The 15,130-nt window shown below is 64.8% G+C and carries 12 protein-coding genes and 1 tRNA gene; 9 read left to right on the forward strand and 4 right to left on the reverse strand.

The genetic code is table 11. From position 1 onward, the window contains the following. The first annotated feature begins 15 nt into the window (after window positions 1-15). The 4 genes from L1O02_RS23580 (at window position 16) to L1O02_RS23595 (ending at window position 3,321) form a co-directional block, all read left to right on the forward strand. Entirely contained in the window at window positions 16-708 is a 693-nt protein-coding gene (locus tag L1O02_RS23580) for a pseudouridine synthase (RefSeq protein WP_108544664.1), read from the forward strand. Between the two features lie 326 nt (window positions 709-1,034). Continuing rightward, window positions 1,035-1,919, forward strand: a complete 885-nt coding sequence (locus tag L1O02_RS23585) for an alpha/beta hydrolase (RefSeq protein WP_060837977.1) — start codon at window positions 1,035-1,037, stop codon at window positions 1,917-1,919. Between the two features lie 157 nt (window positions 1,920-2,076). After that, a tRNA-Gly gene (locus tag L1O02_RS23590) sits at window positions 2,077-2,150 on the forward strand. 442 nt (window positions 2,151-2,592) lie between these two features. Further along, a complete protein-coding gene (locus L1O02_RS23595; RefSeq protein WP_235758817.1) occupies window positions 2,593-3,321 on the forward strand; it encodes a class I SAM-dependent methyltransferase in 729 nt (242 codons plus the stop codon). 46 nt (window positions 3,322-3,367) lie between these two features. Here the strand turns inward: L1O02_RS23595 and L1O02_RS23600 are convergent, their stop codons facing one another. Then, window positions 3,368-5,143, reverse strand: coding sequence for an EAL domain-containing protein (locus L1O02_RS23600; protein WP_060837975.1), 1,776 nt, complete (start codon window positions 5,141-5,143; stop codon window positions 3,368-3,370). A gap of 296 nt (window positions 5,144-5,439) precedes the next feature. On the opposite strand from L1O02_RS23600, the gene L1O02_RS23605 reads away from it, so the two are divergent. The 4 genes from L1O02_RS23605 to L1O02_RS23620 all read left to right on the forward strand — a co-directional run bounded on the left by L1O02_RS23605 (window position 5,440) and on the right by L1O02_RS23620 (window position 9,439). Next, window positions 5,440-6,978, forward strand: coding sequence for a DUF1800 domain-containing protein (locus L1O02_RS23605; protein WP_235758819.1), 1,539 nt, complete (start codon window positions 5,440-5,442; stop codon window positions 6,976-6,978). Window positions 6,979-7,020: 42 nt separating this feature from the next. Continuing rightward, window positions 7,021-8,217, forward strand: a complete 1,197-nt coding sequence (locus L1O02_RS23610; protein WP_235758821.1) for a DUF1501 domain-containing protein — start codon at window positions 7,021-7,023, stop codon at window positions 8,215-8,217. A 340-nt stretch (window positions 8,218-8,557) separates the two neighbouring features. Then, entirely contained in the window at window positions 8,558-8,845 is a 288-nt protein-coding gene (locus tag L1O02_RS23615; protein WP_060837973.1) for a hypothetical protein, read from the forward strand. A gap of 219 nt (window positions 8,846-9,064) precedes the next feature. Next, window positions 9,065-9,439 (forward strand): hypothetical protein, encoded by a 375-nt coding sequence (locus L1O02_RS23620; protein WP_060837972.1) that lies wholly within the window; start codon window positions 9,065-9,067, stop codon window positions 9,437-9,439. A gap of 58 nt (window positions 9,440-9,497) precedes the next feature. On the opposite strand, the gene L1O02_RS23625 is transcribed toward L1O02_RS23620, so the two are convergent. Continuing rightward, the gene (locus tag L1O02_RS23625) at window positions 9,498-10,034 is read right to left on the reverse strand and encodes a GNAT family N-acetyltransferase (protein ID WP_060842723.1); all 537 of its coding nucleotides are present in this window, start codon (window positions 10,032-10,034) and stop codon (window positions 9,498-9,500) included. A gap of 224 nt (window positions 10,035-10,258) precedes the next feature. Here L1O02_RS23625 and L1O02_RS23630 point away from each other — a divergent pair, with 224 nt between their 5' ends. Further along, window positions 10,259-12,355 carry a TonB-dependent siderophore receptor gene (locus L1O02_RS23630; RefSeq protein WP_235758823.1) on the forward strand — a complete coding sequence of 699 codons (2,097 nt, stop codon included), beginning with the start codon at window positions 10,259-10,261 and terminating at the stop codon, window positions 12,353-12,355. Window positions 12,356-12,407: 52 nt separating this feature from the next. On the opposite strand, the gene L1O02_RS23635 is transcribed toward L1O02_RS23630, so the two are convergent. Together L1O02_RS23635 and L1O02_RS23640 are read right to left on the reverse strand one after the other, a co-directional pair. Further along, window positions 12,408-13,421, reverse strand: a complete 1,014-nt coding sequence (locus L1O02_RS23635) for an Ldh family oxidoreductase (protein ID WP_235758825.1) — start codon at window positions 13,419-13,421, stop codon at window positions 12,408-12,410. Between the two features lie 127 nt (window positions 13,422-13,548). Beyond that, on the reverse strand, window positions 13,549-15,114 hold the full coding sequence (locus L1O02_RS23640; RefSeq protein ID WP_235758828.1) for an aldehyde dehydrogenase (NADP(+)): 1,566 nt from the start codon (window positions 15,112-15,114) through the stop codon (window positions 13,549-13,551). Between the last annotated feature and the right edge of the window lie 16 nt (window positions 15,115-15,130).

Genomic DNA, 15,130 nt, shown 5'->3' on the forward strand with positions numbered 1-15,130 from the left:
CAGCGATTTCCCGCCATGCGCCTTGACCGTTTCCTCAGCAACCTGCCGCGCTTCAACCGCCAACAGGTGCGCCTGCTGCTGGTGCAGCGGCGCGTCCGCATCGACGGTCAGCCGGTCAGCGATCCCCGGGCCGAGGTCAGCGAATTCAGTCGGGTGGAGCTGGATGAGGAGGTGCTGCAGGCCGGCAAGCCGGCGCGCTACTTCATGCTGCACAAGCCCATGGGTTGCGTCAGTGCCACCCGCGATCCCGAGCACCGGACCGTGCTGGAGCTGATCCACGAGCCGCACCCGCAGGAGCTGCACATCGCCGGACGCCTGGACTACAACACCACCGGGCTGATGCTGATCACCAACGACGGCCAGTGGTCGCGACGCCTGACCCAGCCGCAGACCAAACTGCCCAAGCTCTACTACGTGGAAACCGAAGACGAGATTGGGCCCGAGTACATCCAGACCTTCGCCGAGGGCCTGTATTTTGCCTTCGAAGACCTCACCACCCTGCCCGCGCAGTTGCAGATCCTCGGTCCGCGCAGCGCCCGGCTGAGCATCGTCGAAGGGCGCTATCACCAGGTCAAACGCATGTTCGGCCACTTCAACAACAAGGTGCTGCGCCTGCATCGCGAACGCATGGGGCCGCTGCTGCTGGACGAACGGCTGGCACCTGGCGAATACCGGCCCCTGAGCGCCGACGAAATCCGCCTGATCTGAAGTGCCCCCCTGCCCGGATGACCGCTGGGCAGAAGCTGTCGAACAATTTGTCCAATCGACTTGCAGGTTGCCGATTGCCCTGCTTGAATCACTCCGTCGGCCGAAATGTGACCGATGAGTCACGAACAGACATCTAAGAAACCTTTTGCCGGCCTGAGCCCTGCCTGCTCTGCATTTCCCCCGGCAAATCGCCCACCTATAACAACACCCGTCGACCTGCCTTACCGGATCGACATGGGCTCCCATTCCAGGCGTATGCCTACCTGTCACATTGCCCGTGCACACTCAGTGATGCGCGCATACCCGCTTGCCAGGAGTCTTATGACATGAGGCCAGAAATCGCTGTGCTGGATATACAGGGTCAGTATCGGGTTTACACGGAGTTCTATCGCGCAGATGCCGCAGACAAGACCATCATTCTGGTCAACGGCTCGATGGCCACTACTGCGTCCTTTGCGCAGACCGTGAAGAACCTGCACCCGCAGTTCAACGTGGTGCTCTACGACCAGCCCTACGCGGGCCGCTCCAAAGCCCACAACAAACACGAACGGATGCTCACCAAGGAAGTGGAGGGGCAGATCCTCCTGGAGTTGATCGAACACTTCGCCGCCGAGCATGTGCTGTCGTTTTCCTGGGGTGGCGCCGCCGCCTTGCAGGCTCTGGCCCAGCGTCCACGGCGCATCGAGAAGGCGGTGATCAGCTCGTTCTCGCCGGTGATCAACGAGCCGATGCGCGATTATCTGGAGCGCGGTGTCGATTACCTCGGCAACCTCGACCGCCATCGCGTCGGCCACCTGGTCAACGACACCATCGGCAAGCACCTGCCCTCGCTGTTCAAGCGCTACAACTACCGCCACGTCAGCAGCCTGGCGGAGCACGAATACGGGCAGATGCACTTCCACATCAGCCATGTGCTCAACGGCGACCGGCAGTGCTACTTGCGAGCGGCGAAGAACATCCAGGTGCCGGTGCTGTTTCTCAACGGTGAGTGGGACGAGTACACCTCGGCCAACGACGCCAAGCTGTTCGCCGACCATGTGCAGCAAGCGAGCTTCAGCACCATCCAGGCCACCGGGCACTTTCTCGACATGGAACACAAGGCCGCCTGCCGCGACAGCCGCCAGGCATTGTTGGGATTCCTCAAGCCGGGTCAGTACGACGGTCGAACGCGCGCGCACTGCGTTCAGCATCAGCATGCACGGGCGATCTGACAGTGCATCGTCACCGGTGGGCCAGCCGCCCTTGAAAAACCCTGTTTTTCCTGGCGCATGGCCCACCTGCGGCGAACAGCGATGACACGCAAGCGCAGGTCAGATAAAGAAAAACTTCAAATCTGCGGCCACATCTGGTACAAAGTCAGCCGTTCGAGCGGGTGTCGTATAATGGCATTACTCCAGCTTCCCAAGCTGATAACGAGGGTTCGATTCCCTTCACCCGCTCCACTTCCCCAATCTGCCAGTCAGCGCAGATCCGCAAAGTAGTTTCCCCGTCGTTGAACTCAGGCGACCTCTTCTCTTCCAAGCTTCAAGCCTGACGACTCAAAGCCCCAGCCCTGTACCTGGCTCGGCCGAACGGGTCGCCTCGATGGTCGTGCCCATCACTCTCGCTTTGCCCATGAATCCTCGCAGGGTACAGGCCGCCAATCGGGACGCTTCAGTTGGCCTTGGCCGGCGCTTGTGCTCCCGACGATCGGCACGCATAACGCACCCGGCGATAGCCCGGCCTGGCAAATTGGCTATGATATCCGGCCTGTTTCCCTGCCCCCCCTGCCCGGCCATCGACGATACCTGCGTCGCGCCCTTCGAGGGACAAGCCCCTCAGCCGCTTCTTTTGCATGATTCGCCCGACATCACGGGCTGCACACGAACCTGAAGGAACTGCGACATGACCCAGAACATTTACGACGACCCGACTTTTTTTCAGGGCTACAGCCAGCTAGGGCGCTCCGTCGGCGGCCTGGATGCGGCGCCGGAATGGCCGGCCCTGCAAGCCCTGCTGCCACCGATGAAAGGCCTCAAGGTGCTGGACCTGGGCTGCGGTTATGGCTGGTTCAGCCGATGGGCAAGCGAACAAGGGGCCCAGCAGGTGCTGGGCCTGGACGTTTCGGAAAAGATGCTGGCGACTGCCCGCGCCAGCACCTCGGCGCCCCATATCGATTATCAGCGGGCCGACCTGGAACACCTGAGCCTGCCCAACTGCAGCTTCGACCTGGCCTACAGCTCCCTGGCCCTGCATTACATCAAGGACCTGCGCGGCCTGTTCGCCCAGGTCTACGCAGCCCTGGTGCCCGGGGCGCGCCTGGTGTTCTCCATCGAGCACCCGATCTTCATGGCTCCACGCAATCCGGGCTGGCAGGTGGATGACCAGGGCCGCAAGTCCTGGCCCCTGGACAGCTATCAGCAGGAAGGCGAACGGATCACCCATTGGCTGGCCGAGGGGGTGATCAAGCAGCACCGTACCCTGGGCACCCTGCTCAACACCCTGATCGCTACCGGGTTCAACATTCGCCACGTCGAGGAATGGGGACCGAGCGCCCAGCAAGTGCTGGAGCAACCCGCCCTGGAAGAAGAGCGCGAGCGACCGATGATGTTGCTGGTGGCCGCCCAGCGCTGAGGGGGCCGCCGTTGCGCGGCCACCTCGGCAGGAGGGTCCCGCGTGGCTAGAAGCCCTGCTGCAAGGGAAAGCGCCGGGCGCCACAGCGGGCGAGGAACTTTTCCTGGGCCATGGGCCGGGCCAGGAAGTAGCCCTGGGCCTCGTCGCAACCAAAGGCCCGCAGCATCTGCAGACATTTGAAACTCTCGATGCCCTCGGCCACGGTGCGGTAGCCCAGTTCCCGGGCCAGGGCGATCACCGAGCGAGTGATCTTCTGGTGCTGGGCGCTGCTCTCAAGGTCGGTGACCATGGACTTGTCGAGCTTCACCACATTGGCCGGAATCTGGTGCAGGTAGGCGAAGTTGCTGTAGCCGGTGCCAAAGTCGTCGATGGCCACATCCATGCCCAGGCCGCGAATCTTGCTCAGCTGATCCAGCACCTTGGGATTGGAGCGCAGCCAGGCCCCTTCGGTGATTTCCACTTCCAGGCGCTGCGGGTCGATGCGATGGCGCCGGCAGGCATCGCGCAGCACATCGGCAATGTCCTGATCCTCGAAATCCTGGGGCGAGAGGTTGATCGACAGACGCTGCACGTCGCTGGAACTCCAGCGGTGCAGGCGCTCCAGCACGGCATTGATCACCCAGTGGGTCACCCGGTGGATCAGCGCATTGCGCTCCATGACCGGAATGAACTCCGCCGGTGAAATCGGCCCCAGCCACGGATGATCCCAGCGGATCAGTGCCTCGGCGCTCACCTGAGCACCGTCGGGCAGGGCGAAGCGCGGCTGGAACATCAGGTAGATCTGTCCGCTGTCCAGGGCTTCGCTGATGTCCGACGCGAGGTTGAAGGCCCGCCGATAGGCCTGGTCACGCACCACATCGTAGGGCGCCCAGGTGCTGCGGTTGAGGGTCGCCAGCTCCAGGGCGAACATCGCCTTGCGCAGCACGTCGGGCACCGCGTCGCGGTCCGTGGAAAATTCCACCGTGCCCGCGCACACCGCCGGAATCATCGGCAGTTCCAGGCCCGGCGGCTGACGGCGCAGACGCCGCACCAGCCCGTCCAGAAAGCGCTCGATCCCGGGGGCCGCCGGCAGCAGGAACCCGAAGCGCTTGACAGACACGTGGTACACCCGCACATGCCGCCCCAGGTAGGCGAGCAGTTGCTGGGCCAGGAAGCGCACGATGGTTTCGAACGGCGCCAGGCCCATGGCCAGGGTCAGCTCGTGGGCCACGGTCATGTCCACCGCATCCACCAGCACCAGCACGCGCCTTTCCCCCGGATTTTCGTCCGCCAGGTCGTACAGGTCTCTCTGGAACTGTTCACGGTTGGGCAGGCAGCTCACCGGGTCGCGCCGGGTCAGGCGCTGACGCTGCTCGACCTGTTCCATCACCAGCGATGCCAAGTCGCGCAATTGCTGGCGCTCGGCGGCATTCAGGCGCTGGGGCTCTTTGTCGATGACGCACAGACTGCCAATCGCATGCCCGGTGGAAGTAATCAGCGGCGCGCCGGCATAAAAGCCGATGCCCGGATCATCAGTCACCAGGGGGTTGCGGTGAAAACGCACATCCTGGCGGGCGTCTTCCACCTCGAACACATCATCGGTTCTGATGGTGTAAGCGCAGAACGATTGCTCGATAGGGGTCTGTTCGACCGCGAACCCCACCCGCGACTTGAACCATTGCCGATCACGGTCCACCAGGGTGATCAACGCCGTGGGCACCTTGAAATACTCGGCAGCCAGCCGGCAGATGCGGTCGAAGCGCTCGCAACGGGCGGTATCCAGCAGTTCCAGGGCATACAGGGCAGCCAGGCGCTGCTCCTCGGCCAACGCCTTATCGGGCATATGCCGTCTCGGGCAGGATCAACACACTCATCAGAAACCTATCTCACCCACACAGGGATATAACGACGCCCGGAAAACCGGCCGAACCTTGAAGTAATGGCATTACGACATCCATCGACAGCATGACGCAGTGACTAGTGCTTGCCAATTCCATCCGTCGGACGAACGGTCGACGGCCAGCGCCCGAAGGCTGCGTTGAAACACTTGATCTAGAGCGATCCACCCTGGAAGGTAGCACCCAGCCAGGCCGTACTGCGACGCTACACCGCTGCCCTCTCCATCCGGAAAACCGCCCCATGCCAAGGCCTCATACGCTGCATCGTTGCCTGTACCTGTGGAGCGCGCTGGCCGTGTTCCTGCCGCTCCTTGCCCAGGCCGCCGAGCCCCAGCCCCCCAGCGCCGCCGACATTGCCTGGCTCAGGCGCGACGGCTTCGATCTGGACACCGCACAACTCCAGCGCCTGCGCCACCTGGGCCGCGACGGATTGCTCGAGGCGCAACTGCAGGATCGCCTGCGCGAGCCGTTGCCAGCGGCAATCGACGCCCTGCTGCGCAGCTACCCGGCCCTGAACGACTCGACCCCGGCCTTGCTGCAGGAGTTCAAGCAGCGCCAGGAACAGCTCAAGGCCATGCCCGACGGCGATGCCCGCAACCAGGCCAGGCAAGACCTTCGCCAGCGGGCCAACCAGCTCGCCGAGCAGACCCAGTCCGCAGTGCTGCTGCAAGCCATCTATGGCCCCAACCAGCTCAAGGAGCAGTTGGTGCTGTTCTGGCTCAATCACTTCAGCCTGTTCCAGGGCAAGGGCCAGGTGCGACTGCTGAGCGCCGACTACGTGAACGAGGCGATTCGCCCCCATGCCCTGGGCCGGTTCAAGGACCTGCTGCTGGCCACCCTGCAAAGCCCGGCGATGCTCGAATACCTCGACAACAGCCAGAACGCCAAGGGCCGGGTCAACGAAAACTACGCCCGTGAGCTGCTGGAGCTGCACAGCCTGGGCGTGGCGGCCGGCTACAGCCAGGAGGACGTGCAGCAACTGGCACTGATCCTGACCGGAGCCGGATTGGCGCCCCGAGACGGTCGCGAACAACATTGGCCCCGGTCCTTGCAGCCACGGGTGGTGCAACAGGGATTGTTCCAGTTCAACCCCAGGCGCCATGACTTCAGCGACAAGCGCCTGCTCGGCCACACCATCAAGGGCAGCGGCTACGACGAGATCACCCAGGCCATCGACCTCATCACCCTGCAACCGGCCTGCGCCCAGTTCATCTCGCGCAAGCTGGCCCAGTACTTCGTCGCCGACGAACCGCCGGCGGCCCTGGTGACCCGCATGGCCAAGACCTTCCGCGACAGCGACGGCGACATCGCCCAGGTCATGCGCACGCTGATGCAGTCGCCGGAGTTACTGCAATCGACCGGCAAGAAATTCAAGGACCCGCAGCAGTTCGTGGTGTCGGCGCTGCGCCTGACCTATGACGGCAAGCCTGTGGCCAACCCGCGGCCCCTGCTCAACTGGCTGAACCAGATGGGCCAGCCGGTGTTCGGCCGGATTACCCCCGACGGCTGGCCGCTGGTGGCCAGTGGCTGGTCGAGCTCCGGGCAAATGGCCAAGCGCTTTGAAATCGCCCGGGCCATAGGTTCGGGCAACAACCGGCTGTTCACCGCCGAGGGCAGCACGGTTCCGGGGCCGGGTTTTCCGATGATCACCACCCCGATGTATTACCAGGCGATCGCGCCTCACCTCTCCAGCGCCACCCGCAACGCCCTGGAGCAGGCCGTCTCGCCCCAGGAATGGAACACCTTCCTGTTGTCCTCGCCGGACTTCAACAACCGCTGAGCACGCGCCAAAGGGCTGCGCGCCACCTGACCGGGAACCGCCATGAATCGTCGCCAACTGCTGATTGCCGCGGCCGCCGCAGCCGCCCTGCCCGGCCTGTCGTTTTCCGCCCGGCTGTTCGCCGCACCGGCCGCCGCGCCGCGAACCCTGCTGGTGTTCCTGCGCGGCGGTTACGACTGCAACAACCTGCTGGTGCCCTACAGCAGCGACTTCTACTACGAGTCGCGCCCAAGCCTGGCAATCGCCCGCCCCGATGCGCACAACCCGCAAAGCGCCATCGCCCTGGACAGCCACTGGGGCCTGAACCCGGTGCTGCGGGACTCGCTGTACCCGCTGTGGCAGCGCAAGGAAATGGCCTTCGTGCCCTTCGCCGGCACCGACGACCTGTCCCGCAGCCACTTCGCAACCCAGGACAGCATCGAGGCCGGACAGCCGAGCCAGCCACGCCGGCGCTACGACTCGGGCTTTCTCGCGCGCCTGGTCCGGCAAGTGCCCGACAGCGCGCCGATGGCTTTCACCGATGCCCTGCCCCTGAGCTTCCAGGGTGGCCGGGACATTCCCAACCTGTCCCTGCGCAGTGCCGGCAAGGCGCCCTTCGATGCGCGCCAGACAAACATTCTGTCGTCCATGTACCAGCACACGCCCTACGCCGCGGCGGCCAGCGACGGCCTGGCCTTGCGCCAGAAAGTCTCGCAGGAGCTGCAGCAAGAGATGCTCGCGGCCAATCGCGGGGCCGCCAATGCGCAGAGCTTCGCCACCCAGACCCGGCGCATGGCCAGCCTGATGCGCGAGCAATATCGCCTGGGTTTCGTCGATGTCGGCGGCTGGGATACCCACGTCAACCAGGGCAGTACCCAGGGCCCGCTGGCCAACAACCTGGCCAACCTCGGGCAAGGGCTGGCGGCCTATGCCGAGGCCATGGGCGAGCACTGGAAGAACAGCCTGGTGATCGTGGTATCCGAATTCGGCCGGACCTTTCGCGAGAATGGCGCCAAGGGCACCGATCACGGCCATGGCACGGTGTACTGGGTGCTCGGCGGCGCTGTACGCGGTGGGCGCCTGGCCGGGGAGCAAGTGGCGGTGAATGCCCGGGGCCTGCTGCAGGACCGCGACTACCCGGTGCTCAACAACTACCGCGATCTGCTCGGGGGCTTGCTGGCCACGACCTGGGGGCTGACGGGCGCCCAGGTGCAGGAAGTGTTCCCCAACTCGCGGCCCAATGCCCTGGGGCTGGTCTGAAGCCTCGACCAGGCAGCCGGATAAACACGAAAAAAAAGAGCGATCCGAAGATCGCCCTCGCAGCTTGCCAGCCGATGCATCGGGCCACTGGCCGCGACAGACGCTTGGCGATCTGCCGTGCATCCGCTGGAAGCCATTTGCCCCCTGTTACCGCCCCGCTCCTGCTTGGCGTGTTGCACTTTTTAACAGTTGGCCACTGTCTGTTTGCTGAACCCGGTGCAACCCGGCCCAGGACGCCTGAGCCCCCCAGCGACCCGAAACCCTTGCCAAGCGGCGCAAAAAGCTCAAGCATGCGCCGCCCGCGCCCTGGGCGCCCCTCGCTCACGGAAGGAGCCGTACCTTGAAAAAACTGCTGTTCCTGCTCTCCCTCATCCTGTTGCTGATGCTCAATGTCGGTTACTACACCGAGCTGGAAGAGGCCGAAACCCACACCCGCTGGTTTCTCAAGCAAGCCCCGACCCTGCGCCTGGAGTTTTTCAACATCCACGCCAATGACGGCGATTACCGGCGCGTGGAAAAACTCAGCGACGAACAACGGCAGATGATCATCGACTACTGCAAATACCGCCTGGGCATCGACACCCAGGTCACCACCCAGGCCGACGTCGAGCGTTGCGCCAAGCTCTAGGACAACCCTTCGCGGGCACTCCAGGGCCCTCGTCCGCACCTTTGGTACTTGTCTCATATTGGCCGGGCAAGCCCGCGCCTATGGTCGCTGCAGCCCGGCTGCGGCCCGCCTCGCCTCCCGGGGTGGTATGGTGGCCGGCTGCCCTGCGTGTCGGGGCTCACTGGAGGAGCAATACGCTGAACGCCTGGTCGTGAAGCTTGAGGAGGTCACTGAAGAGATATGTGTAACGCCAAAGATATTTACACTGCGGGTTGGGTCCTGGTGGTCATGTCCGGGCTGGTGTCCCTGGTGATCCAGGTGTACCTGGGCTATTTCAGGCTCGATGACATGGTCAAGCACCTGGCTCGCTGCCGGGTCATCGCCATCCGCATGCCGCTCCTGGGCAAGGACCCCCTGAGCCGCTTCTTCATGCTGCTGTGCATCGGCGCCATGTTCGCCATGCCCCACCTGTTCCTGCGCAATGGCGGCCTGAACGTGAAGGACTACCGGAAATTCCCCCTGGGCCTGAAGTGCCTGATCAATCTGTTCCAGCTTGCGGCCCTGGCCGCCGCGATCGCCTTCCTGGTGCTGTGGTGGGTCAGCCGTCACCTCTGAGGGCCGTCATCGAGCATGGGGGCGCCGAACCACGGCGCCCCGCACTGGCATCCCCGCCTCAGCCGGCCGCCGTTTGCTGCCGGAAATCCTCACGGCTCATCGCAAAGAAGCGGCAAGGCAAGCCTTCAAAATCCGCATCGTGGGTGAAGCGAAAACCGATCTTGCGCGCCACCGCCAATGACGCCTCGTTATCGACATGGGCATCGACGACTATCCGTTCCACGGCCGGGTCGGCAAACGCATGGGCGACAATCCGGCGTGCGGCCTCGCTGGCATAGCCTTGCCCCCAGGCCCGCCGCACCAGGCGCCAGCCCATTTCCAGCTCCGGCCCGACCGCGTCGAAGGGAATGAAGGACACCCAGCCCAGCAATTCATCCGGCGCCTGCTTGGCGAAGATCGCCCAATAACCGCAGCGCGGGCCAAAGTCCTGGGTCATGCGCGAGCGCAGGAAATCCTGGTGCCATTGACCGCCGTCCCAGGTGCCCGGAATGAAGCGCGTGACTTCCGGATCCTGGTCCATGCGCAGGCAGGCCTGGAAATGCTCGAGGGTCCGTGGTCGCAGCAACAGCCTGGGGGTTTCAAGGTGCAGGTTCATCCGTGAGTGTCCAAGAAGAATGGGCCGTCCATGAAATCGCATCGGACGAAAAAACAGAAGAGCCAACGCTGCATACACGTTTCGATCCGATTGTTCAGATAAGTCTGATTGAATGATAAAAATTCGCACATGAGAATCGCTTCCAAATAAATGGAGGTCTTTTCTCAATGTCCAGTCCTGCCCGCCCACATTCATGGAAGTTGTGGTCCACATCCCTTGGTTTGATGGCAATTGGCGAAGCCAGCCTGGCCGCCGACGCCGACAACATCGAGCCCCCGCAGACGGCTCCGGTGACCCTCGCGCCCACGGCGGTACAAGGTATTCACCCAGCCGGTTACAAGCGTGAAGCCTCGGACTCGGTGAAGTTCACCGCCCCGCTGCGCGAAACCCCGAAGTCGGTGACCATCATTACCGACACCCTGGTGCAAGAGCGCGCCGTGTCCAGCCTGACCGACGCCCTGCGCAACACACCGGGCATCACCTTTGGTGCAGGTGAAGGCGGCACACCGCTGGGCGACCGTCCGTTCATCCGCGGCTTCGAAGCCAGCACCGACATCATGATCGACGGCATTCGCGACGTCGGGCGCATGAACCACGAAGTGTTCAACTACGAGCAGATCGAAATCGTCAAAGGCCCGGGCTCGGCCTACTCGGGGCGTGGCTCCACCGGCGGCACCCTGAACCTGATCAGCAAGGTGCCGCAGGCGGAAACCTTCGCCACCGGCAGCCTGACCCTGGGCACCGATCAACTGCGCCGCAGCACCGTCGATCTCAACCAGTACCTGCCCGAACAGAACCTGGCGCTGCGCCTGAACGCCATGAAGCATGAGGCCGATACCCCCGGGCGCGACCATGTGCAAGTGTCGCGCTGGGGCGTGGCACCGAGCCTGAGCTTCGGCCTGAACACCGACACCCGCGCCACCTTGAGCTACTACCACCTGCAGAGCGATGACCTGCCCGACCAGGGTCACCCGGTGTCGGAAATCACCGGCAAGCCGATCAAGGTCGACCGTGACAACTTCTATGGTTTCACCCAGCGCGACTTCCGCAATACCTCGGCGGACCTCGCCACCCTGCAGCTGGAACACGACATCAATGACCACCTGACCCTGCGCAACACCACCCGCCAGGGCCGCAGCATGCAGGACTACGTCATGAGCCGGCCGATCGCCCTGGCGCCCCAGGAGCTGGCCAACCGGGTGCAACGCTCGGCGCGCGGGCGCAATGTGGTCAACAGTTCGCTGATCAACCAGACCGACATCTACGGCACGTTCGACACCGGCGCCATCGGCCACCGCTACAGCGCCGGCCTGGAATTCTCCCGTGAACGCATCGATGTCAAGAACCGCTACGCCAGCTCCAGGAGCCTCAACCTCGGCGACCTGCATCATCCCAATCCCAAGGATCCGTTCACCCCGGTGCTGCGAGACGATGGCCAGCACACTGTCACCCGACACAACAACCGCGCTGCCTATGTGATGGACACCCTCGCCCTGCACGAGCAATGGGACCTGAACCTGGGCCTGCGCTACGACGCCTATCACGTCCGCGACCCGGCCCAAAGCAACCGCAGCAACCTGTGGAGCTACCAGAGCGGCATCGTCTTCAAGCCCGTGCCCTACGGCAGCATCTACCTGGCCTACGGCACGTCCTTCAACCCCTCGGGCGAAACCGCCGGGCAATCAGGCAGGGCCGATGGTCCGGCGGGCGGCCGCTTGAGCAACCTGGCTCCGGAAAAGAGCCGCAGCCTCGAACTGGGCACCAAATGGGACCTGCTCAACGAACGCCTGGCGCTGACCGCCGCCCTGTTCAAGACCGAAAAAGACAACGCCCGCACCTACGATCCGCTGACCGGCATCGCGACCCTGGACGGCAATGTCGAAGTCAAAGGCTTTGAAGTGGAAGCCACCGGTCACCTGACCGAGCGCTGGGAAGTGGTGGCCGGCTACACCCGCCTGGATGCCAGGGCGGTGAAATACGCCGCCGACGCCGAGTCCGTCCATAACGGCAATCAGCTGAAATTCATCGCCCCCAACAGTGGCTCGGTCTGGAGCACCTACCAACTCACCGAGCGCTGGAAGGTCGGCGCCGGCGCCAACTACGTGGGCAAGCGCTACACCAACGATGAGAACACCCACAGCCTGGACGCCTACTGGCGCTACGACGCCATGACCGCTTACCGCGTGAACAAGAACCTGGACCTGCAGTTCAACGTGCTCAACCTCGCCGACAAGACCTACTACGACGCGTCCCACGTTGGCCTGTTTGCCACCGTCGCGCCGGGGCGTTCCGCCGAACTGGCGGCCAACCTGCGCTTCTGACCCGAGCCGCAGCACTTGGGGGGCGATGGACACTCCATCGCCCCCCAGAGCGTCATGGCAGCAAGGCCTGGATATCGTTCCACAGCGCCCGAGGAACCTGCACCCCCCGCTCCAGGCTGCGGGCCCGGGCCTCAAAACGCCGCTGCGACGGCAACCGCGCGCCCTGCTGGGCAATGGCCGCAAACAACCCTTCCGCCCGCTCCAGCCCGGCTTGATAGCCCTCCCCCAGAAACACCTGGGGATCGAACGCCAGCACCAGTTCGCCATGGCAAGGCGTGGCCCCGACACCCTCATCGAAAGCCATGGATTCGGCACTGGTCAGGTCGCCAATCAGCGCCCCGGCCAGCAGTTCGATCATCGCCGCCAGGGCCGAGCCCTTGTGCCCGCCAAAGGTGCGCATCGCCCCTTGCAAGGCGGCCCGTGCATCGGTGGTGGGCTCGCCGTCGGCGTCGATGGCCCAGTGCTCGGGAATCGGCTTGCCCTGACGCGCATGCAGCTCGATATCGCCCCGGGCAATGGCGCTGGTGGCGAAGTCGAAGACAAAGGGATTGCCCCCCGGCCGCGGCCAGGCAAAGGCCAGGGGGTTGGTGCCGAACACCGGGTGGCGCCCGCCGGCCGGGGCCACCCAGCTGTGGCTGGGGTTCATCGCCAGTCCCACCAGGCCGTTGGCGGCCATCGCCTCGACCTCCGGCCACAGCGCGGAAAAGTGGAAGCAGCGCTTGATCACCATCGCCGCGATGCCCTGGCTGCGGGCCTTGTCCGCCAGCAACGGCAAGCCGGTGTGAAAGCCCAGCAACGAGTAGCCGTAATGGGCATCCACCTCCAGCACCGCCGGCGAGATGTGCCGCAGGCTGGGTTCGGCGCGCGGGTCGATCTTGCCCTCGCGCACCGAGCGTACGCAGCCCAGCAGGCGGTACACCCCATGGGAATGGCACTCGTCACGCTGACCTTGGGTAATGACCTCGGCGATGACCCGGGCATGGGCGTCGGACAGGCCGTGATGGCTGAGAACCCGATACGCCAGGGCGTGGACGTCATCCAGGGACAGGCTGATGTGTTCAGACATGCTGCAACCTCTATGGCAGGTGGGGAACGCTCCTGTGGGAGAGTTTTTACCGATGGAGTAAGCGAATGAAGGAACAAGCGGGCCGACACTCCCCGGTGGAGCGCAGCCTCGCCTCAGGTCAAGCCGATCACCGGCCGTCGAGCAGTTGCGGCACCCGCCACGGATTGGCGCTGTGCAGCTCGGCCGGCAACAACGCCTCGGGCAGGTCCTGGTAGGCCACCGGGCGCAGGAAGCGCTGGATCGCCAGGCTGCCCACCGAGGTGCTGCGGCTGTCGGACGTGGCCGGGAACGGCCCGCCGTGGACCATGGCGTGAGCCACTTCGACGCCGGTGCCGAAACCGTTGGCCAGCAGGCGCCCGGCCTTGCTCTCCAGCAACGGCAACAAGGCCCGCACTTGCGGCTGATCGCCGTCGCTCAGGTGAACGGCGATGGTCAACTGGCCCTCCAGGCTCTGCAGGACCTGCTGCAACGCAGCGACGTCCTCGCAGCGAACGATCAGCGAGGCCGGGCCAAAGACTTCCTCGCGCAATTCGCGGCACGCCATGAAGGCCGTGGCCGAGGTGGCGAACAGTGCCCCGCGCGCCTGCGGGCCCTGCCCTTCCGGGCCCAGGGCCAGGGTCTGCACCCGGGCATGCGCGGCGAGAATGGCCACGCCTTGGCAGTAGCTGCGGTAGATGCCCGGCGTGAGCATGGTTTGCGCCGCCACATGGCCCAGGGCCTCGGCGGCGGCCCGCTCAAAACGCTGCAACGCCGGTCCATCGACGGCCAGGATCAGCCCCGGGTTGGTGCAGAACTGCCCGGCGCCCAGGGTCAGCGAGGCAACGAACGCCGAAGCCATCGGCTCCGCGCGTTCCTCCAGGGCATGGGGCAACAGCAGCACCGGGTTGATCGAACTCATCTCCGCATAGACCGGGATCGGTTCGGGGCGCGCCGCGGCGATCTGCATCAGCGCCATCCCGCCGCTGCGCGAGCCGGTGAAGCCCACGGCCTTGATCCGCGGATCCGCCACCAGCCCCTGGCCGATGCTGCGGCCACTGTCGAACAGCAGTGAAAACACGCCCTCGGGCATGCCCTGCTGCCGGGCCGCCCGAGCGATGGCCCGGGCCACCAGTTCCGAGGTCCCGGGGTGGGCCGAATGCGCCTTGACGATCACCGGGCAACCCGCTGCCAGAGCCGAGGCGGTATCGCCACCGGCCACGGAAAAGGCCAGGGGAAAGTTCGACGCGCCGAACACCGCCACCGGCCCCAGGCCGATCTGCCGCAGGCGCAGGTCGACCCTGGGCAGGGGCTGGCGCGAAGGTTGCGCCGGATCGATCCGTACCCCGAGGAAGCCGCCATGGCGCACCACGGCAGCAAACAAGCGTAACTGGCCGACGGTACGTCCGCGCTCGCCCTCCAGGCGGGCGCGGGGCAGGCCGGTTTCCAGCTGGCAGCGCTCGATCAGCTCATCGCCCAGCTCAAGGATGTGGCTGGCGATACTCTCCAAAAATGCCGCTCGCTGCTCCAGCGGCAACTGCCGATAGGGCTCGAACGCCGCCTGGGCCAGGGCGCAGGCGCGCTCCAGGTCGGCCTGTTCGGCACCGCCAAAGGCCGGTTGCAGCAGCTCGCCGCTGGCGGCGGCCAGCCCGTGGATCCGCCCATTGGCGCCGAAGCTGGCGCGTTGGCCGATCAGCATCTGTCCAGTCACTGTCATGGCTTGCCTCGTCTGT

The organism is Pseudomonas sp. BC42, from assembly GCF_021560055.1.
Lineage (GTDB): Bacteria > Pseudomonadota > Gammaproteobacteria > Pseudomonadales > Pseudomonadaceae > Aquipseudomonas.

Bases quoted from the DNA above. Each gene is read 5' to 3' on its own strand.
- L1O02_RS23630 (WP_235758823.1), top strand. From the start codon at position 10,259: ATGGCAATTGGCGAAGCCAGCCTGGCCGCCGACGCCGACAACATCGAG.
- L1O02_RS23595 (WP_235758817.1), top strand. From the start codon at position 2,593: ATGACCCAGAACATTTACGACGACCCGACTTTTTTTCAGGGCTACAGC.
- L1O02_RS23610 (WP_235758821.1), top strand. From the start codon at position 7,021: ATGAATCGTCGCCAACTGCTGATTGCCGCGGCCGCCGCAGCCGCCCTG.
- L1O02_RS23640 (WP_235758828.1), bottom strand. From the start codon at position 15,114: ATGACAGTGACTGGACAGATGCTGATCGGCCAACGCGCCAGCTTCGGC.
- L1O02_RS23585 (WP_060837977.1), top strand. From the start codon at position 1,035: ATGAGGCCAGAAATCGCTGTGCTGGATATACAGGGTCAGTATCGGGTT.
- L1O02_RS23625 (WP_060842723.1), bottom strand. From the start codon at position 10,034: ATGAACCTGCACCTTGAAACCCCCAGGCTGTTGCTGCGACCACGGACC.
- L1O02_RS23605 (WP_235758819.1), top strand. From the start codon at position 5,440: ATGCCAAGGCCTCATACGCTGCATCGTTGCCTGTACCTGTGGAGCGCG.
- L1O02_RS23600 (WP_060837975.1), bottom strand. From the start codon at position 5,143: ATGCCCGATAAGGCGTTGGCCGAGGAGCAGCGCCTGGCTGCCCTGTAT.
- L1O02_RS23580 (WP_108544664.1), top strand. From the start codon at position 16: ATGCGCCTTGACCGTTTCCTCAGCAACCTGCCGCGCTTCAACCGCCAA.
- L1O02_RS23635 (WP_235758825.1), bottom strand. From the start codon at position 13,421: ATGTCTGAACACATCAGCCTGTCCCTGGATGACGTCCACGCCCTGGCG.
- L1O02_RS23620 (WP_060837972.1), top strand. From the start codon at position 9,065: ATGTGTAACGCCAAAGATATTTACACTGCGGGTTGGGTCCTGGTGGTC.